This window comes from Sphingomonas sp. URHD0057 (assembly GCF_000620665.1).
Taxonomy (GTDB): Bacteria; Pseudomonadota; Alphaproteobacteria; order Sphingomonadales; family Sphingomonadaceae; genus Sphingomicrobium.
In genome coordinates this window covers 364,787-383,221 of record NZ_KK211162.1, presented here as the reverse complement: position 1 = coordinate 383,221, position 18,435 = coordinate 364,787, and the positions used below count along the sequence as shown (strand labels likewise).

Below are 18,435 nucleotides of genomic sequence, written 5' to 3'. Positions count from 1 at the left end.
CGATTGTTACGTCAGCGTTGCGGAAAGGTCGCGGGCGCTTCTGGATAGGCGTCGAGCACGAGATCGAGCGCCTCCCTCAACGGATCAAGATAAGCGTCGTACCGCTGCCACTCGTCAGCGGCGTCCTTGTAGATCGGCTGGCGAACCTGTTCGGAGCTTGGAGTCCGCACCGCCCGTTCCGTCTTGTAGAACTCGAGGCAGGCCGGTTCGAATTCCAAGCCACAATAGTCGAGCAGCGCGCGGATCTCGGCCTCTGTGTCGTCGATCATCCGTTCGTAGACTACCCGATGCACCCGGCCTGGCAGCACCGCATCCATGTGCGCCATGAGCCGGACATAGTCCGAATAATAACGACCGAGATCGCTAAGGTCGTACGTGAAGTCCTGCCCCCGCGCGAAATGCTGGCGAAAGTTCGACATGCAGCAGCCAAGGGGATGCCGGCGCGCGTCGATGATCTTCGCATTGGGCAGCACCATGTGGATGAACGGCGCGAACATCCAATTGTTCGGTAATTTGTCGACGAAGAATGGCTTGGTGGTGTGCCGCTGCACGGCGCTGCGCCGGAGATATTCGTCCCCCGCGGCGCGACGTTCGTCGGCGCTCAATCCGATTACGGATGCGGGGTAATGCCCCGGCTCGCGCCTGGCGATAAGCGGCATCTCGGGGAGCTCGGCGGTCCCTTCGACCAGGCTGTGCGACGACAGGATCTGCTCGACGAGTGTCGAACCAGCTCTCGGCATGCCGACAACAAAGATTGGGTCCTGCGTCTCGTTTCCGCCCGGACTCGCCAAGAGGTCACGGGTAAACAGCTCGATGCTTCGGGTAACGAACTCGGTCAGATGACCCGGGATGACGGGGTGATATTTGCGCCGGAGTGCGTTCCCGGCGGCATAATGGGCAAATGCCTCGTCGCTGCGCTGAAGGTCGTGAAGCGCTTTGCCCAGAGCAAACTCTATGTGGAAGCGATCATTGTCCTTGAGTTCGTCGCGCCCGAGGACCGCCTTCATGGTCGCAATATCATCGTCAGAGAATTTGACCGTCTTGAGGTTCGCGAGGCTCCACCAAATTTCCCCCATGGCCGGATCGATCGCCGCAGCCTTGCGGTAAGCGGCAACGGCCTGGGCTTGGCGACCGACGGTCTTGAGCATGTGAGCATAGGTGTGCAGCGACCGCGGCTGATTCGGAGTCTCCGCGACAATTTGCTCGTAAAGCTCCAGCGCCTGTTCGAAATCGCCGAGTCGAGCGAGGGTGGCGGCGCGTAGACTAAGGTTGCCCGGCCGATCGGGTTCAGCCGCGAAGATTTCGTCCAGTAAAGGCAAGGCTTCGGCTGCGCGCCCAAGCCGTCCTAGCACCATCGCCAGGTTCACGCGCGCAGCGTTGAAGTTCGGATTGATCTCCAACGCCCGCCTTAGCAGCGTCTCCGAATCCTTGAGCCGCCCGACCCTCGCCGCAAGTTCGGCAAGCATGCGGATCGCGCGAACGTCGAACGGGTCTTCCTTGAGGTACGGCTTCAAGATGCGCTCGGCGACGTCGAGCCGGTTCTCATGCATCGCCGCTGCCGCCTCGATCAGACGCGGATGGTAATGGCTGGGGTGGGAGCGAGTGGCCACGGAACGAGCCTAGGGCGCGGGCGGCCTCGCGCCAAGACGCGGCCCTCGCTATGCCCCAGCCGTGCAATATTTCGAAGACCTGGAGGTCGGCGCCGAAACCTACTTCGGCTCGTACGAGGTGACCCGCGAGGAAGTGCTCGAGTTCGCGCGCAAATACGATCCGCAGCCGTTCCACCTGTCGGACGAGGAAGCCGCCAAGACCCATTTCGGCCGCATCGCCGCGAGCGGCTGGCACACCTGCGCGATGACCATGGCCGTAATCGCGCGCTACGTCGTGAAGCACCGGCAGGCGGGGCTCGGATCGCCGGGGATCGATCAGCTGCGGTGGCGGCGGCCGGTCTACCCGGGCGATACGCTGCATGTCCGCAGCACGATCGTCGAGAAGACGCTGTCGCGGAGCAAGCCGGAGATGGGCTCGTTCCGCAGCGACATGGTGGTGACGAACCAGGACGATCAGCCGGTGATGACCTTCACCTCGATCGTCCTGATCCGGCGCCGGCCGGACTGAGCGTCACGGCTATTGGTTGTGATGACCGGTCCGGCGGTCGTTGCGTGTCTCTTCACGCGCGGTGCGCCGTGTCGCTGCGTTCGACTTGCGCGTGAACCCGCTCCAGTTCGGGCGAACGGTCGTTCGCGCGCTGGTTGTCCGCAGCGCCGGCGAGCGTCCCGACCAATATTGCCGCTGCGTCGTCGTCATCGCCCGTGGGCGGCGATAGCTGTCATAGACGTAAGAGCCGGTGCCCGGGTAATAATAGTCACCGTACCAACCGTAGTATGGCGAGCCATATCCATAGCTTCCATAATAAGGCGAGCCGTAGCCGTACCCACCGTAGCCCGAGCCGTAACCAACCCCGAGGCTGATGCCGGAGCGGCCGCCATAATATGGGCTGCCGTAGCCATAGCCACCGTAATAGGAGCTGTTGTAACCGTATCCGTTGGAATAGGCGTCGCCATAGCCGAGACCGAGGCCGTCATAGGCACAACCGCCGAGCGCGATCGCACCTGCGGCAACGAGGGAAATATAGGGAATACGCATGATACACCTGCCGACTAGGGATTCGGCAGCTTAACGATCAAGCGCGGTGCGCGTTCCTACGGTGAACGGGATTTCACGATTGCCGGCAGGGCCTTAGCCGGTGATCCCGGCATTCCTCTTGGCGCGCCGGGTCTTCGCCTGATTCTTCGGATCGAGCACCCCGGTCGGGCGGACGGCCCGCTTCGCGTCGTGCCAGATCTGCTGATAGGCGAGGTAGCTAAGGACGCTGGCGAAGAGCAGGAAGATCGCGACCCAAAGCCCATTGGCGTGGCGAGCCTCGAGGTTGGGCTCGGCGGTCCACGCCAGGAACGCGGCAACATCCTTCGCCATCTGGTCGACCGTCGGCTTGGTGCCGTCCTCATAGCTGACCTGGCCGTTCGCCGTGAGCGGCGGCGGCATCGCGATGTTGAGGTTCGCGAAATAGGGATTGAAGTGGAGGTTCGGCGGGGTCTTGGCGTCCGGGAACGCCTTCAGCAGCTCCTCGCCCTTCTCATTCCGGTAGCCCGCCTGGTTCGCATAGCCGGTCAGCAGCGAATAAACGTAGGCCGCGCCGCCCTCGCGCGCCTTGGTGATCAGTGTGAGATCGGGCGGAAGCGCATTATTGTTGGCCGCGCGCGCCGCGATTTCGTTCGCGAACGGCGCCGGGAAGGTGTCCGAGGGCAGCGCCTTGCGGGTCGCGGGCTCGCCGGTGTCCGGATTGACCGATGGGACCTGAGTCTTCCAGTCCGCCGCGATCTTCTTGATCTCGGCCGCGTTGTAACCAATCCCTTCGAGCTCGCGGAAGGATGCGAGCTTGAGGCTGTGGCAGGCCGAGCAGACCTCCGAATAGACCTGGAAGCCGCGCTGCAGCTGGCGCTTGTCGAACTTGCCGAAGGGGCCGTCGCTGGCGAGGTGCAAGGGCTTCGGCTCGCGGTGGAATTCATCCGCGGCGAGCGGCGCCGGCGGGTTGTTGAAATAGGTCGCAAGGTTGCCGATCAGGGAAATCAGCAGGATCCCGGCGAAGCCCGCGCCGATCAGCCCGCCGAGGCTGCGAACCCAGACCAGGCTCTTGAGGTAGGCATAGACCGTGGCCCAGGCTGCAAAGAGGTAACCCATGTGTCTGCTCGCCCTCTCTTTACGCTGCGCCAGCGGGTTTAGGGCCGCGTGCGAGCGACCCCATGGGCGCGGCCTCCGCCGCCTCGCCGTGAAGCACGCTGTCGGTGATCGAATTGGGCAGCGGCAGCGGCGTCTCCAGCGCCGACACCAGCGGCAGGATCACGAGGAAATGGAGGAAGTAATAAGCGGCGGCAATCTGGCCGACCGCGACGCGGAAGGCGTTGATCGGCGCGCCCCCGATGTAGCCGAGGATGACGACGTCGACGACGAGCAGCCAGAAGAAGCGCTTGAACAGCGGCCGGTAGCTGCCCGAGCGGACCGGCGACTTGTCGAGCCATGGCAGGAAGAACAGCAGCAGGATCGAGCCGAACATCGCCAGCACGCCCCACAGCTTGGCGGGCAGAATGAAATCGACCGTGAACGAGCGGAGGATCGCGTAGAAGGGCCAGAAATACCATTCGGGAACGATGTGCGCCGGAGTCGCCAGCGGATTGGCCGGAATGTAATTGTCGGCGTGGCCGAGGTAGTCGGGCGCGAAATAGGTGACGACGGCGTAGAACAGCAGCACCGCGGCGGCGAACCAGCCGTCCTTCGCCGTGTAGAAGGGATGGAAGGGCAAGGTGTCCTTCTCGTCCTTCACATCGACGCCGGTCGGGTTGCCCGACCCGGGGATGTGCAGCGCCCAGATGTGGAGGATCACCACGCCCGCGATCACGAACGGCAGCAGGTAATGGAGCGAGAAGAAGCGGGTCAGCGCCGCCTGGTCGGGCGCGTAGCCGCCGAGCAACCAGATGCGGATCGGCTCGCCGACGACCGGGAAGGCCGAGAAGAAGCCGGTGATGACCTGCGCCCCCCAATAGCTCATCTGCCCCCACGGCAGCACGTAGCCCATGAAGCCGGTCGCCATCATCAGCAGGTAGATGACGAGGCCAAGCATCCACACCAGCTCCCGCGGCGCCTTGTACGAGCCGTAGAAAAGCCCGCGGAAGATGTGGATGTAGGTGACCAGGAAGAAGAAGCTGGCGCCGTTCGAATGCGCGTAGCGGAGGAACCAGCCGGCGTTGACGTCGCGCATGATCAGCTGGTTGACCGAGTTGAACGCGCCGTCGGCCGAGGCCGTATAGTGCATCGCAAGGACGATGCCGGTGACGATCTGGATGGTCAGGAAGATCCCGGCAAGGACGCCGAAGTTCCACCAGTAATTGAGGTTGCGCGGCACCGGATAGCCGCCGCCGATCGCGCCATAGACAAGGCGCGGGAGAGGCAGGCGCTCGTCGAGCCAGCGCATCAGCGGCTGCTTGGGTTCGTAGGGCCTGGCCCAGGAAAAACTCATGGTCGCGCTAACCCCCTGACCCGATTTGAACAACCGTCGGCGCCGTGAACGTATATTCGGGCACTTCGAGATTCTTCGGCGCGGGTCCCTGCCGTATGCGGGCGGCGGTGTCGTACATCGAGCCGTGGCAGGGGCAGAAATAGCCGCCGTACGGCCCCTTGTTCTCCCCCTCGCCGATGCCGAGCGGGACGCAGCCCAAATGGGTGCACACGCCCAAAGTGATCAGCCAATTGGCCTTGCCGGGCTGGGTGCGCTCGGCGAGCGTCTGCGGATCACGCAGGTCGCCCATCGGCACCGCATTGGCCTCGGCGATCTCCTTCGGGGTGAGGTTGCGGACGAACACCGGCTGCTTGCGCCAGCTAACCTTGATGCCCTGGCCCGGCTGGATCTTGGAGATGTCGACCTCGATCGAGGCGAGCGCCAGAACGTCGGCGGAAGGCGACATCTGAATGATCAGGGGCGCGAGCGCGGCAACCGCGCCAACGCCGGCAAACGCCACCGGCGCGACGTTCAGAAAGTCGCGCCTGCGGAACCCGCCGCCGGCTGGACCTGCGGTATCGGAACCCTCAGCGGACTGAGCCTTGGTGGCCATCGTTCCCCTTTTGACGCGATTGGCTGGACATGCCGGAAGGCGTGTCAGCAGGCCCGCTCAGGAAGAGCTCCAGCGCGGTTGGCGGGCCTGATAGCGAGCGTATTGGCGGGTGCCAAGGGGCGCGTTGGCATAGGCGGCAAATGCTCTAAAAAGGCCGATCAGGCCTTCCGTTCGCCCCTCGCCTCCTTGCATAAATCGAGGAGCTGGCGGCGCACGGTCGTCCCGGCGAGATGCGCATCGACCTGCGAATATTTCTCGGCCTTCAGGCGCCGGCGAATGTCGTCGATCGAAGCACAGTCGCCGGCCTTGGCCAGCTCGAACGCGCGCTCGAGAATGTGAAGCTCCATTGCTTGGCCTGTAGTGCGGGACGCCGCCGGCATCAATTCGGAAGCGAAACGAGCAAACTGGGATCTATGTCGAAAAGGAAAAGGCTCGCTCCAACGTGCCGGGAGCGAGCCTTTCCTACTCAGGGTTTTCGTGGATCCCCCAACCGCAACCGACTCGCAAGGGGTTAGCGTGCCGGTTACCATTGCATTTCATAGACTTCCGCCGCCGCCAATGGCGCTGTTGGCGCTGTCCCAAAGCGAGACAATTTTCAGAAATGGTGGGTGCAGAAGGCCAGCAAGAGAATGATCGGGACCGGGATGCCGATCAGCCACAGCAGAATGGAGCGCATGACAACCGTCTCCTCGCAACGCCCGCCGCCGCGGCCACAATGATCCGGCTCCGTACCGGTTCCCGCTAGCCCGCCCCGACGGCCGGCACCGGAACGCCTTGCCGAGCCTCTTCCCTGCGGGCGATCATGGCCGATCGAAGCATGACCGCGGCGGCGTAGAGAACGACCGCGATCACCAGCCAGCGAAGCACGTCGACCGGCATCGATTTGACGATGAAGGCGGCGACGAACACCGCCGGGACGCCCCCGATCGCCATCCCTGTCACGATGCGAAAGTCGATCTTGCCCATCGTGATGTGGCGGGAACCGGCGCCCGCGATGACCAACGCCGCGCCGCCGGCCATGATCGGAAACGCCAGCCGTGGGTTCATCCCCATCAGGCTGAGCATGATCAGAGTCGGAGCATAATTTCCGACCCCGAAGTTGACCAGAATGCCGAACACGAAGTTAGCCGCGATCGCGATGATCGTGAGCGTCAGCGGCAAGCTGGTCGCGGTGCCTCCGCCCGGCATCAGGTGCAGGTTGGTGACCGCATAGATTGCCGCGGCGACGATCAGGGCAATGGAAACGATCAGCTGGATGATCCAGACTCGGGCGCGGGAAACAAGCGGCACGCCGAGGAGGCCGCCCATCAGGATTCCGATCATGCAGCCGACCAGAAGAACCGGGTCGACCGCGACACCGAGCAGGATCAGGAAGATAACTGCCTCGGCGAGCGTCGGGAGCGAGTGACCCACAAGCATCGTCTGCGGAAGAACCTGATCGGGAACGAGCCGCCGGAACTTGAACCAGGCCGTGGTCGGCGCGAATGAGCCGATGCCGAGCGTATCGAAGAAATTCGTGACCGCGCCGAGGATCACGCCTTCGAGTGTCGGCGTCGCGCGCTGCGCGACGGCGGCTCGCACCAGGATAAACGTAAAGGCGATGGTCGCGAGTCCGATCGGCACCAGCAGCGCAATGAGCATGACCGTTCGTCCCCCAGCGACACGCAGTGATGCCACGCTACCGCATTAATCCGACCGGTGAAATATTCGCTGCCCCCCTGACTCCGCGCCGCGGCTGGGGAATCTGTAGCTCCCAAGCTCGATTCGCGCCCTTTCGCCCGGCTTTGCCGGGCCAGGGCCGTTTTCGTTCGGGCGTGACTGGAGATCGAGGGCAAGATGGCAAACGACGCGGGCAAGATTCTTTCGCGGCTGAAGGACGAGGAAATCGACTGGGTCGACCTCCGCTTCACCGATCCGAAGGGCAAGTGGCAGCATCTGACCATGGCCTCGGTCGTGATCGACGAGGACAGCCTCACGGACGGACTGATGTTCGACGGCAGCTCGATCGCCGGCTGGAAAGCGATCAACGAAAGCGACATGATCCTGAAGCCGGATCTCGACGCGGCCTACGTCGACCCGTTCAGCGCGACGCCGATGCTGGTCCTGTTCTGCAATGTCGTGGAGCCCTCGACCGGCGAGCTCTACGGCCGCGACCCGCGCTCGACCGCGACCCGCGCCGAAGCCTATCTCAAGGCGACCGGCGTCGGTGACACGGTATTCGTCGGCCCCGAAGCCGAGTTCTTCATGTTCGACGACGTGCGGTTCGAGGACAGCTATAACGCGTCGTCGTTCCGCATCGACGACATCGAGCTGCCCACCAACACCAACCGCGAATATGAAGGCGGCAACCAGGCCCACCGGCCGCGCGCCAAGGGCGGCTATTTCCCGGTCGCCCCGGTCGACAGCGCGATGGACATCCGCGGCGAGATGGTTTCGACCATGCTCGAGATGGGGCTGCCGATGGACAAGCACCATCACGAGGTCGCCGCCTCGCAGCACGAGCTCGGGCTGACCTATGGCGGCCTGGTCGAGACCGCCGACCGGATGCAGATCTACAAGTACGTGGTGCACATGGTCGCGCACGCCTACGGCAAGACCGCGACCTTCATGCCCAAGCCGATCGCCAAGGATAACGGCAGCGGCATGCACACCCACATGTCGATCTGGAAAGGCGGCAAGCCGCTGTTCGCCGGTAACGGCTACGCCGGGCTGAGCGAGATCGCCCTCTATTTCATCGGCGGAGTGATCAAGCACGCCCGCGCGCTCAACGCATTCACCAACCCGACGACCAACAGCTACAAGCGCCTTGTCCCGGGCTTCGAAGCGCCGGTGCTGCTCGCTTATTCAAGCCGCAACCGCTCCGCCTCCTGTCGCATTCCCTACGGCGCCGGCGAGAAGGCCAAGCGTGTGGAATTCCGTTTCCCGGACGCGCTCGCCAATCCCTACCTCGCTTATGCGGCGCTGCTGATGGCCGGCCTCGACGGCATCCAGAACCGCATTCATCCCGGCGACCCGATGGACAAGAATCTTTATGACCTGCCGCCGCAGGAGTTGGTCAATGTTCCGACGGTCTGCGGCTCGCTGCGCGAGGCCCTGGTCAACCTGCAGGAAGACCGCGCGTTCCTCACTCGCGGCGACGTCTTCAGCGATGACCAGATCGACGCCTACATCGAACTGAAATGGGAAGAGGTCATGCGTTGGGAAACTACCCCTAGCCCTGTCGAATTCGATATGTATTATTCGTCGTAAGCGTTGCGGCCCCCGGGCCTAGTTCCAAAGCGAATGCGAACGCCGGCGGAGGGGTCATTCCCACCTCCCAACGCCCCTCCCCCGGCTCCTTCCGCAAATATTTCAACGTCGCATACGTTTCAGCAACCTTGTTCGTTCATAAGCCGGCGTCATGACGACCGAGCCCAAGGCGAACAGCTTTCGCTCTGCCGTGCTGTCCGGGACAATCGGGCGGCACGACGAGCTTGTCGCGGCCAAGAAGAAGAGCCGCACCCAGCGCACCTCAAGGGACCTGACCGATGTTGCCGTGCCCCGGCAAGAAATCAGGTCCAGCAACCAGCGCAGCGGCGACCGCCACCGCCTGAACGGCGAGAATGCGGCAATCCGCATCGGACGGCGCAAGCGGGACGTCGAGCTGATCAACGTTTCCGGCGGCGGCGCGATGATCGCCGGCACGCTCCCGCTCAAGCTGTGGGACAGCGTCGAGCTCCACCTCGGTGAGAATGGTCAGGTCGAGTGCGTCGTCCGATGGATTCGCGACGACCGTTTCGGACTCGAGTTCGCCCACGAGACGCGGCTCGATTGCAAGGCGAGCGAGCGCGAGGCGCTGCTCAAGGATGTGCTTGCCCGCAACTTCGGCGACGTCGCTTTCGAGCTGCCGCGCAGCGAGCGGACGAGAAAGGTCGACCTGGAGCCGCAAATCGATGCCGAATCCGAGCAGCGCATCGCGCGCCGGCATCCGCTCATCTGGACCGGCGTCCTCCACCACGATTATCAATCCTCGCCGATCCGCGTGCGCAATATCTCCACCACCGGGGCGATGATCGAATGCACCACCCCGGTTCGCGTCGGCACCGAGCCGCTGCTCGAGCTGAGCGACGCCATTTCGGTGTCGGGCACGGTCGCCTGGGCCGTCGGCGACCAGGTCGGCTTCGCCTTCCATTCGCCGTTCGACATGGCGCAACTGGCGGAATCGCTGCCGGAAGTGGCGCCAAGCGAATGGATTCGGCCGGGCTATCTGGACGCCGAATCGGGCACCGAGTCGCCGTGGGACCCGCGGTGGAACCGGATGTCGGTTGGCGAATTGCGGCAAGAGCTCGAAGGCTTCATGAAGCGCTAGGCTGTGCGTCCGCCCGCCGAACGTAGATCACGCCAACCTTGTCCCGATAGAGCCGACGCCAGTCCGGCGACCCATCAAGCACCGCGATCAACTTTCGGTTCTGGTCCGACAGGATCACCCAGCGGATGTTCCACCGCCGGACCGCGGCGTCGAACGCGGAACTGTTCCCGCGGATGATCCGAACATAGTCGAGGACCAGTTCATCGCCGTACATGTCGCCGCGACCGTCGACATAGGGCCGAATGCCCGACAGGATCAGCGGCCCGCCCATCGAATATGCGTTCAACACGGGCTGCGAGCGGAGGTCGGCCGGCACTGCGGCGATCAGTTTCCACGGATTGGCTTCATTGTCCGGCAGCTGCATCGGCATCACTGCGCGAACCGCGACCAGTGCCAGCATCGCCGGCAACGCGAGCCGCATCACCCGCCGGCGCTCCGCCTCCAGCGAGACTTCGGCCCCTCGTGCGAAGCCTTGCGGCAGGATGACCGCCGCGATGATCGCAAGCATCGCCTGATGCCGGACCTGGAGCAGGGCCAGGCCGAGCATTCCACCAAGCAACAGCCAGCGAACCCACGGCAGCCGCGGCCGCTTCCAGGCGATCAACGCCAGCGTCAATGCCAGCACGACAAAGAACACCGGCGTGGCCGAGAGGCTCGACGGCTTCCACTCGTCGATGAACGGAAGCATCTTCAAGCCGGTGAAGCGAACCGGATGAACTACCCCTTCGAGCCCGTTGCCGTTGATGCACACCGCCAGCGCGCAGGCCAGCCCGAACAAGCCCCACTGGCGGACCACGCGCATGCGGTCGGGCGCCGCCATCAGCGCCTCAAATCCGAACAGCGCGGCGATCAGCAGTCCGAACACGAAGCCGCCATGGAGGTTCGCCCACGGGGTCATGATCAGCGCCGCCGCAAGTGGAGGCGCGGAATCGCGCTCGCGGGCGCGCATCATCAGCCACGTCCACAGCGCGAGCAGCGGCCAGGTGAGCAAATGCGGCCGGGCCAGCATCATCGGGATCAGGACCACGTCCATCGCGACAACTGCGCCGATCGCGCTCCACGACCGCAAGAACCTGGCGGCGTTCAGGAACACGATCGCGTGGAGGGCCATCAAGGCCGCGGTCACCAGCGCAGCAACGCCGCTGTAGCCGCCAAGCCGGTAGGCGGATGCGTAGAGGCTCTCCGCCAACCACTCGATCGCGACCCACGGCTTTCCTGCCCAGGTGAAGGAGAAAGGATCGGTCGTTGGAATCGTGCGGTGGTCGAGAATCCACTGGCCGGTGGCGATGTGCCAGCTGACGTCGCCGTCGTTGAAGATCGTCTGCGAGCTGCCGAGCGCGGCGGGCACCAGCAGCAGGGCGAACACCGCCGACAGATAGAACGGGCCGGCGTCGGGCCGCTTTGCCTGTTCCATCAATCTTCCTCGATCAGGCTGGCGGTCTTGGTTTCCGGCAGCATCACGAAGCCGATCGCCGCCATCCCGATGATCGCGGTGAGGTACCAGTAGAAGCCGCTTTCCGCGCCCGCCTGCTTGAACCACAGCGCCACATATTCCGCCGTCCCACCGAAGATCGTGTTGCCGACGGCATAGGGCAGCGCGACTCCCAGGGTTCGGATGTGCGCTGGAAACAGCTCGGCTTTGATGAGCCCGCTGATCGACGTGTAGGCCCCGAGCAAGAGCAGGGGCACGAGCACCAGGCCGAGCGCCACGGCCGGCGTTTCCGCGCGGCTGATGGCGGTGAAAATGGGCACCGAGAGCAGCACTCCGCCGAACCCGAAGACATAAAGGACCCGCTTCCGCCCCCAGCGATCGGCCGCCATTCCCCACAGGGGCTGGATCAGCATGAACACCACCAGCGCGACGGTCATGATCTCGGTGGCGGACGAGCGCGAGAAGCCGCTCGTGTTGACGAGGAACTTCTGCATGTAGGTCGTGTAGGCATAGAAGGCGGCCGAGCCGCCGCCGCTGATTGCCGCGACGATCAGGAACTCGCGCGGGTGCTGCCGCCACAGGCCGATCACGCTCGACCGTTGACGATCGCGCGACTGGCGGGTGAAGGATTGAGTCTCGGCGAGCCGCGTGCGGAGGATGTAAACGCCGATCGCCAGCAGGGCGCCGACGCCGAAGGCTAGCCGCCAGCCCCATTCCTGCAGGCCCGCTTCGGGCATCGCGGTTTGAAGGACGACGACCACCGCGAGCGCCAGCAACTGGCCGCCGATCAAGGTGAAATACTGAAAGCTCGACCAGAAGGCGCGGCGGTCGCGCAGCGCCATCTCCGACAGATAGGTCGCACTGGCGCCATATTCGCCGCCCACCGACAGCCCCTGGAGCATGCGGGCGACGACCAGCACCACGGGCGCCAGCGCGCCCGCCCGCGCATAGGTCGGTGACACCGCGATCAGCAGCGAGCCGCCGGCCATCAACGCGACCGACAAAGCGAGCCCCGACCTCCGCCCGTGGCGATCCGAATAAATGCCCATCAGCCAGGCGCCGATCGGGCGCATCAGGAAGCCCACGGCGAAGATCGCCGCGGCGCTGAGCAATTGCGCGGTCTTGTCCTCCTTGGGGAAGAAGACCGGCGCGAAATAGATCGTCAGCGCCGAATAAGCGTACCAGTCATACCATTCGACGAGATTGCCCGCTGAGCCGCCGACGATGCTCTTGATGCGGCCGATCGGCGGCGTCCCTGCCCTAGGCACCGGAGGCGCTACGGGTCCGGTGAGCGCTCCGCGACGCGAAGACGAAGTAAACGAACAGCCCGACGACGTTCCAGGTCAGGAAAAACGTGATCGTGAGCCTCGACAGATTGGTGAACAGGTAAACACAGCCAAGAATTGTGAGCGGAGCGACGATCCACGCGAGCGGTGTCCGGAACGGCCGATTGGCGTCCGGATCGCGACGTCTGCGAACCAGGACGCACACCGCGACAGCGACGAACGCGCACAAGGTGCCCGCGTTCGCAAGCGAGGCGATGACGTCGATCGGAGTCACCGCAGCGATAATTGCCACGATAGCCGCCGTTGCTGTCGTAATCCGCGCCGGGGTGCCCCGGCTTTTCCAGATCGTGGAGAAACTCTTCGGGAAGAAGCCGTCGCGCGCCATCACCAGGAAAATGCGGCTTTGCCCGTAGAGGAATGCGAGAATCACCGTCGGCAGCGCGATCACCGCTCCCGCGGAAACGATCGTTGCAACTCGACCCTGCCCGGCCTCGCGCAGGATCAGCGCGAGCGGCTCGGGGCTGTTTGCGAACTTGGTATAATGAACCGCGCCCACGGCGGCGGCAGCAACGATCAAATAGATGAGGGTGCATGCCACCATTGAACCCACGATTCCGATCGCAAGGTCCCGCTCCGGGTTCTTGGCTTCCTCCGCTGCGGTGGAAATGGCGTCAAAGCCGTAGAAGGCGAAAAAGATGATCGCTGCCGCCGGCATCACTCCGTAGGGCCGCCCGCACGCGCCCGGCGTGCTGAAAAATCCATGCGGTGCAAACGGATGAAGGTTCGCAGCGTTGAAATAGGGCAGAGCGACGATGACGAACAACGATAGCGTGGCAAGTTTCAGAACGACCAGCCCGGTGTTGATCCGTGCGCTTTCGCGCGTTCCGAAATTAAGCAGGGTCGCAACGGCGGCGATGATGACCACGGCCAGGATATTGATGCCAAAAGATGCCTGTTGAACCGAGCCGCCGCATTGTTGCCCAGCGAGGGTCGGTCCATGAGTCAGAGCGCCCGGAAGCGCTAGCCCGATGTGCCTGAGCGCATCGTTGGCATAGCCGGCCCACCCGACCGCGACCGTGGAAACGACCAGCGAATATTCAAGGATCAGGCTCCAGCCGACGATCCACGCGAAGCCCTCGCCAAGCACGGTATAGGAATATGTGTACGCACTCCCGGACGCCGGGATGCTTGTCGACATTTCGGCATAGCAAAGGGCAGCCCCGGCACAGATCAGTCCGGCAATACAGAAGCTGATGAGCACCGCGGGGCCGGCACGGTCCGCGCCGACGCCCGTCAGCGTGAGAATGCCCGTTCCAACGATGGCGCCGACGCCAAGGGCGACCAGATGCGGCCACGACAACGACCGGTGAAGGCGCTCGGATTCGGGAATGGCCTCGGCCGGAGTGATGGCCTTGCGGACGTTCCAGTTCTTCATGCTCGTCCCCCATGCTCGTCGTCATTGCGAGCGTAGCGAAGCAATCCATCGGCGCAACTGGATTGCCGCGCCGCTGCGCGGCTCGCAATGACGGCTCAATAGTCCTTCGACACGCGCACGCTCGCGCTCGATCGGCCGATCGTCGATACGGTCGACAGTAGCGAGAGCCACCGGGTCATTTGATATTCGACGCGCGTCGCCGAGTAGCCCTGACCGTCGGTCACCACTTCGACGAACAATCTGCGCGTGATGTATTTGCCGGCGGCGATCGACGTCTTCTGGCCGGTCGCGACGTCGGCGGGGACGATGCGCAGGCGATCGAGGCCGACCGCGCGACGGAGCGCGTTGATCGGATCGAGGCTGCCCGAGCCGGACTGCAATGCCGCGACCGCCGAGGCGAGCTGAAGCGCCTCCGGCGCCGACAGGTTGGTGATCGAAGTGCCGAACAGGATGCGCGACAGAAGCTCGTCCTGCGGCAGGGGCGGCGAGCTGGCGAAGGTGATCTCCGGCTTGAGGCCGGTCCCCTGGACCAGCACGCTGGCATCGAGGCCCTGGACCTGCGCCTGGGCGTGAATGTCGAGCTGGGGATCGGGCGGGCTCTCGCCGCGGAAGCGGATCACGCCGCGGTCGAGCTTGAAGTTGCGTCCGGCGAAATCATAGTCGCCGCGGACGAGGTCCGCGCGGCCGGTGAAGCGCGGCGCATCGGCCAGGCCGCCGATCTTCAAATTGGTCGTCCAGCGGCTGTTGATGCCGAGGCCGACGACCTGCAAATCGCGGCCGGTTAGGTCGATGTCGAGCTTCCATGGATGAAGATCGGCGACCTCGATCACGTCCTCCGGATCGAGGCCTTGCTCGCGCACGTTGAGCTGCGGCACCGAAGCGGCGGCGCTGGCGCGGCCGAGCTGGAAGCGGCCCTTGTCGAGCTTGAGGTCGCCCGAGATCGTGCCGCCATTGCCCGCGGAGTTGATCTTCAACGGTCCGGTGACGCGCGCGGCGATGTCGTCGCGATTGAGAAGCAATGCCTGGTTCGCGTTGAACGACAGGTTCAGCGCGGTCTTGCCCCCGGCGAAGGTGACGCTGCCGGTGCCGGTCAGCGAGCCGCCGCCGGACGTCCGGCCCGAGATCTGTGAAAAGATCAGCTGCGGGCCGGAGAAGCGCGCCTGGCTCACCAACTGGTCGATAACCATGCCGGTGACGGCGCTTTCGAGGCGGGCGTTCTGCGTCTTCAGCGAGCCGCGGATCACCGGCGCGGCCAGGCGGCCGCCGATGTCGGCGCCGACCGCGAGCGGGCCGGACAGGTCGATCACCTCGGTCCCCGACAGGCGCCACAAAGTGTCGGCGGGGCCGGTGTAGCGCAATTGGGCGAACAACGGCGCATTCATCAGCTCCGCGACCAGGGGGCCGCCGCCGAGCGGCGCGAAGCGCGCCTGCGCCCGGCCGATGACCGACCCGGAGCTGGCGGCAACCGCGCGAAGCCCGGCCTGGTTGCCGTTGACGATCGCGGCGATGCCGACATCGATCGGCTTGGACGCGAACACCAGACCGGCGCGGCTGAGGCCGCGGACCTTGAGATCGATGCGGCCGCTGCGATTGCTCTTCCAGGCGTAATCGAGACGGCCGGTCGCTGATCCGGACAGGTCGAGGCCGGGCCAGGCGAGGTCGAGCACTTCGAGCGGCATGCCCATGAGCTGGGCGTGAACTTCCGGTCGCGAGCCGCTTTGGCCCGACACGGTCGCGGTCCCACCCGCAAAGCTGAGGTTGGTCGGAGCCAGCGCCCAGCCGTCGCCCGAACGGGTCAGCACCGCCGCCTGGTTGAGCACCAGCGGCTGGCGCTCGATCCGTCCACTCCCGGTCAGGCGGATCGCATCCGGGGTGATGTCGGCGAGGGTCGAGAAGGCGAAGGCGGCGCCGCGCCGGCCGGCGAAGGCCGCGCGCACCTGGCCGCTCCCGTTGACCAATTTGGCGTTGGCGGTGAGGCGGGCGAGCGTGATGCCGCCGGCGTCAGTCCCGCGCGCGTCGATCACGCCGTCGATGGTGGTGCGCTCATCGGCGAGGATGATGGTGCCGTCGATGCTGCCGCTGCGCACGCTGAAGGCATCTTGGAAGTGAGCGCCGTTGGCGGTGAGGTGGGCGTCGATCCGTTGCGCACCGCTCGCTGGAGCGAAGTCGAGCGCGCCTCCGAGCGTGCCGTTGGCGAGGATCAGCCGTCCCGTGAACCCACCAGGGTCGGATCGGAGATCGCCGCTGGCGTGCGCGCCGCCGGCATCGAGCGCAGCGATGGAGATGGTGGCCGCGCCGTTCTGCGGCAGCAGGATGCGGCCGTTGCTGGTGAACGGACCGAGCTTCGATCCGCCGCTCGCCCGATAATCGAAGCCGGCCGCGCTCGGCACGAGCAACAGGTGCATGGCGCGTATGCCCATCGCCTCGTTCGGATGCTCGAGGAACAGGTCTATCCTCGGGCGCTCGATGTGCCCGTCGAGAACTAGCCTCAGTGGACCATATTTAGCCTGGCGCCCGCTCGCGACGATGTGGAACGTCCCGTCACGATTGCGCTTCCCGGCACCGGAAAGCCGAAGCTTGGGCGAGTAAATCTGCAGATTGCTGAAATGAACGACCCCGTCATTGCCTCGCTCGAGGTTCGTGGTCAGCCACGGCAGCCCGCCCGTAAGATCGCGGAAAAAGCTGTTGTCGAGCCGGCGGACCCAGGCCTTGGCGGTGCCGGTGACGTGCGAACCCCTGTTGTTGGGTCCGGGAACCACCTTGAGGTCGGTGATGACGTCGACGATGCCGAGCCCGGGAATGAGATAGCGCTGCATCTCCCCCGACAGAGTGACGTCGAAGCGGCCGGTCACGAGGTCGATCAGCAGCGAGATCTTGCCCGTCCATTTGGCGCTGCTGAGCCTGAGGCCATCGCCGCGCACCAGCTTCGGCGTCACCGTCAGCCAGCCTTCGATCCGGGGGTTGGCGAGCATTGCCCCGCCGACGTCCCCGATGCCGGTGATTGCGCGCGCGCTGAGGCGGATGGGCACGCGCATCGGCCACGGGGACAGGCGCCCACGCCCTTCCGCGCGCAACTGATCGAAGCCGGTGTCGTCGAACTGAACGTGCGGCGAGGTCAGGCGGCAGGAATAATCGGCGGTCGAGAACGGGCCGTCGAGGGTCCACACCATGCGGACGCTTTTGCCGGTCATGTTGGGGAACAGCGCCGAGGGTTTCAGCAAATCGACCCCGAGCCGGAGCGCCTGGAAGCGGTTCTCGGCGAGATCGAGCGCGCCGCGCGCAATCGCGCGAAGCTCCGGCGTGGCGGCGATCAGCCGGCCGTCCAGGATGCGGTCCTTCAGCGTCGCGTCGCCGCGGATGTCGACCAGCGGAACGGTGAGCCGCTGGAGCTTGCCCTTGAGGAATGGCCCCGGCCGCCACTTGCCTTGCAAGCGATAGCGCCCGCTATCGACACCGAGCGCAAGCCGCGCCGTTGGACGGCCGGAGAGGTCGAGCCCTGCCGTACCCCGCCACCGCGTCCAGCTGCCCGCGCCGCCGATGTCGAGCGTCATCGCGTGGCCAACGCCGATCATCGCCGGAACCAGCCCGTTCGCCGGCGCGGTCACGTGGGCAGCGAGATCGAACCTGTTGCGATCGGGCTCCGCGTCGAGGTGAAAGGTGATGTGATCGCCGCCGCCGTTGAGGTTGGCGGAAAGCTCCACAAGCGCTCGTCCGGAGTGGACGTCGGCCTTGCCGCGCAGGCTTCCGCTTCGCGGCGCACCGCCGACTTCCTTGCCGATGTCGAGCCGATCGACGCGAAGTTCGCCGACGTGGATATCGAAGCCGGGGAGGATGGGACCCTTTGTGGTGCTCGGCTTGAGCTTGGGCAGGCGGATCAGCATCACCCGGTCCGCGGTCACGCTGTCGATCGACAGTTTGTTGTACAGCCACGCGCCCGGGGTCCAGTCGAGCTTGATGTTGGGCGAGGTCAAGAACACGCCGCGGGTGTCCGAAACCCGGACGTTTCTTAGTTGCGACTTGCCGAAGATCGAGCCGTCGATCCGGCCGATGCGGATGTTCAGGCCGGACGCGGTTTCGAATCTCCCCAGCCGGTCGACGATGAAGCGGTGCCCCGGCGCGCTATCGAGCAGGACCAGCGCTCCAGCCAACAGGAACAGAAGCGCGATGAAGGCTGCGAACAGCTCATTGAGCAACCGCCGCGGCCAGTCGCGGCGAAGCTTTCGCCGGGGCGGTCCGGACCCTTCGGCGGTTGCCACGGCTTCGGCCAT

14 protein-coding genes are annotated in these 18,435 nt (G+C 64.9%); 3 read left to right on the top strand and 11 right to left on the bottom strand.

Annotated features, from left to right (window positions below):
• Positions 1-11: 11 nt before the first annotated feature.
• Positions 12-1,610 (bottom strand): tetratricopeptide repeat-containing sulfotransferase family protein, encoded by a 1,599-nt coding sequence (locus tag N539_RS0110695; protein WP_231463024.1) that lies wholly within the window; start codon positions 1,608-1,610, stop codon positions 12-14.
• Between the two features lie 61 nt (positions 1,611-1,671).
• On the opposite strand from N539_RS0110695, the gene N539_RS0110690 reads away from it, so the two are divergent.
• A complete protein-coding gene (locus N539_RS0110690; RefSeq protein ID WP_028970244.1) occupies positions 1,672-2,118 on the top strand; it encodes a MaoC family dehydratase in 447 nt (148 codons plus the stop codon).
• A 9-nt stretch (positions 2,119-2,127) separates the two neighbouring features.
• On the opposite strand, the gene N539_RS19135 is transcribed toward N539_RS0110690, so the two are convergent.
• The 6 genes from N539_RS19135 to N539_RS16685 all read right to left on the bottom strand — a co-directional run bounded on the left by N539_RS19135 (position 2,128) and on the right by N539_RS16685 (position 7,307).
• Positions 2,128-2,646: a hypothetical protein gene (locus N539_RS19135; RefSeq protein ID WP_051531742.1), complete on the bottom strand. Its 519-nt coding sequence runs from the start codon at positions 2,644-2,646 to the stop codon at positions 2,128-2,130.
• 93 nt (positions 2,647-2,739) lie between these two features.
• A complete protein-coding gene (locus N539_RS16695; protein WP_081774316.1) occupies positions 2,740-3,741 on the bottom strand; it encodes a cytochrome c1 in 1,002 nt (333 codons plus the stop codon).
• A gap of 19 nt (positions 3,742-3,760) precedes the next feature.
• Positions 3,761-5,074, bottom strand: a complete 1,314-nt coding sequence (locus tag N539_RS0110675) for a cytochrome b (protein ID WP_028970243.1) — start codon at positions 5,072-5,074, stop codon at positions 3,761-3,763.
• Positions 5,075-5,081: 7 nt separating this feature from the next.
• Positions 5,082-5,666, bottom strand: a complete 585-nt coding sequence (petA, locus tag N539_RS0110670; protein ID WP_028970242.1) for a ubiquinol-cytochrome c reductase iron-sulfur subunit — start codon at positions 5,664-5,666, stop codon at positions 5,082-5,084.
• A gap of 158 nt (positions 5,667-5,824) precedes the next feature.
• Complete coding sequence (locus N539_RS16690) at positions 5,825-6,013, bottom strand: hypothetical protein (protein ID WP_037552743.1); 189 nt, start codon at positions 6,011-6,013, stop codon at positions 5,825-5,827.
• A 394-nt stretch (positions 6,014-6,407) separates the two neighbouring features.
• Entirely contained in the window at positions 6,408-7,307 is a 900-nt protein-coding gene (locus N539_RS16685) for a sulfite exporter TauE/SafE family protein (protein WP_037552742.1), read from the bottom strand.
• 195 nt (positions 7,308-7,502) lie between these two features.
• Between N539_RS16685 and glnA the strand changes: the two genes are divergently transcribed.
• Both glnA and N539_RS17875 read left to right on the top strand, forming a co-directional pair.
• Positions 7,503-8,915 carry a type I glutamate--ammonia ligase gene (glnA, locus tag N539_RS0110650; protein WP_028970241.1) on the top strand — a complete coding sequence of 471 codons (1,413 nt, stop codon included), beginning with the start codon at positions 7,503-7,505 and terminating at the stop codon, positions 8,913-8,915.
• 151 nt (positions 8,916-9,066) lie between these two features.
• On the top strand, positions 9,067-10,014 hold the full coding sequence (locus N539_RS17875; RefSeq protein ID WP_051531741.1) for a PilZ domain-containing protein: 948 nt from the start codon (positions 9,067-9,069) through the stop codon (positions 10,012-10,014).
• Here the strand turns inward: N539_RS17875 and N539_RS0110640 are convergent.
• The 4 genes from N539_RS0110640 to N539_RS0110625 all read right to left on the bottom strand — a co-directional run bounded on the left by N539_RS0110640 (position 10,001) and on the right by N539_RS0110625 (position 18,435).
• On the bottom strand, positions 10,001-11,428 hold the full coding sequence (locus tag N539_RS0110640) for a hypothetical protein (protein ID WP_028970240.1): 1,428 nt from the start codon (positions 11,426-11,428) through the stop codon (positions 10,001-10,003). The genes N539_RS17875 and N539_RS0110640 overlap by 14 nt on opposite strands.
• Complete coding sequence (locus N539_RS0110635; RefSeq protein ID WP_028970239.1) at positions 11,428-12,714, bottom strand: MFS transporter; 1,287 nt, start codon at positions 12,712-12,714, stop codon at positions 11,428-11,430. Before N539_RS0110635 ends, N539_RS0110640 begins: the two co-directional genes overlap by 1 nt.
• Positions 12,707-14,167, bottom strand: a complete 1,461-nt coding sequence (locus tag N539_RS0110630) for an amino acid permease (RefSeq protein WP_037552741.1) — start codon at positions 14,165-14,167, stop codon at positions 12,707-12,709. The genes N539_RS0110635 and N539_RS0110630 overlap by 8 nt, the downstream gene beginning before the upstream one ends.
• Before the next feature lie 95 nt (positions 14,168-14,262).
• Positions 14,263-18,435 (bottom strand): translocation/assembly module TamB domain-containing protein, encoded by a 4,173-nt coding sequence (locus N539_RS0110625; RefSeq protein ID WP_028970237.1) that lies wholly within the window; start codon positions 18,433-18,435, stop codon positions 14,263-14,265.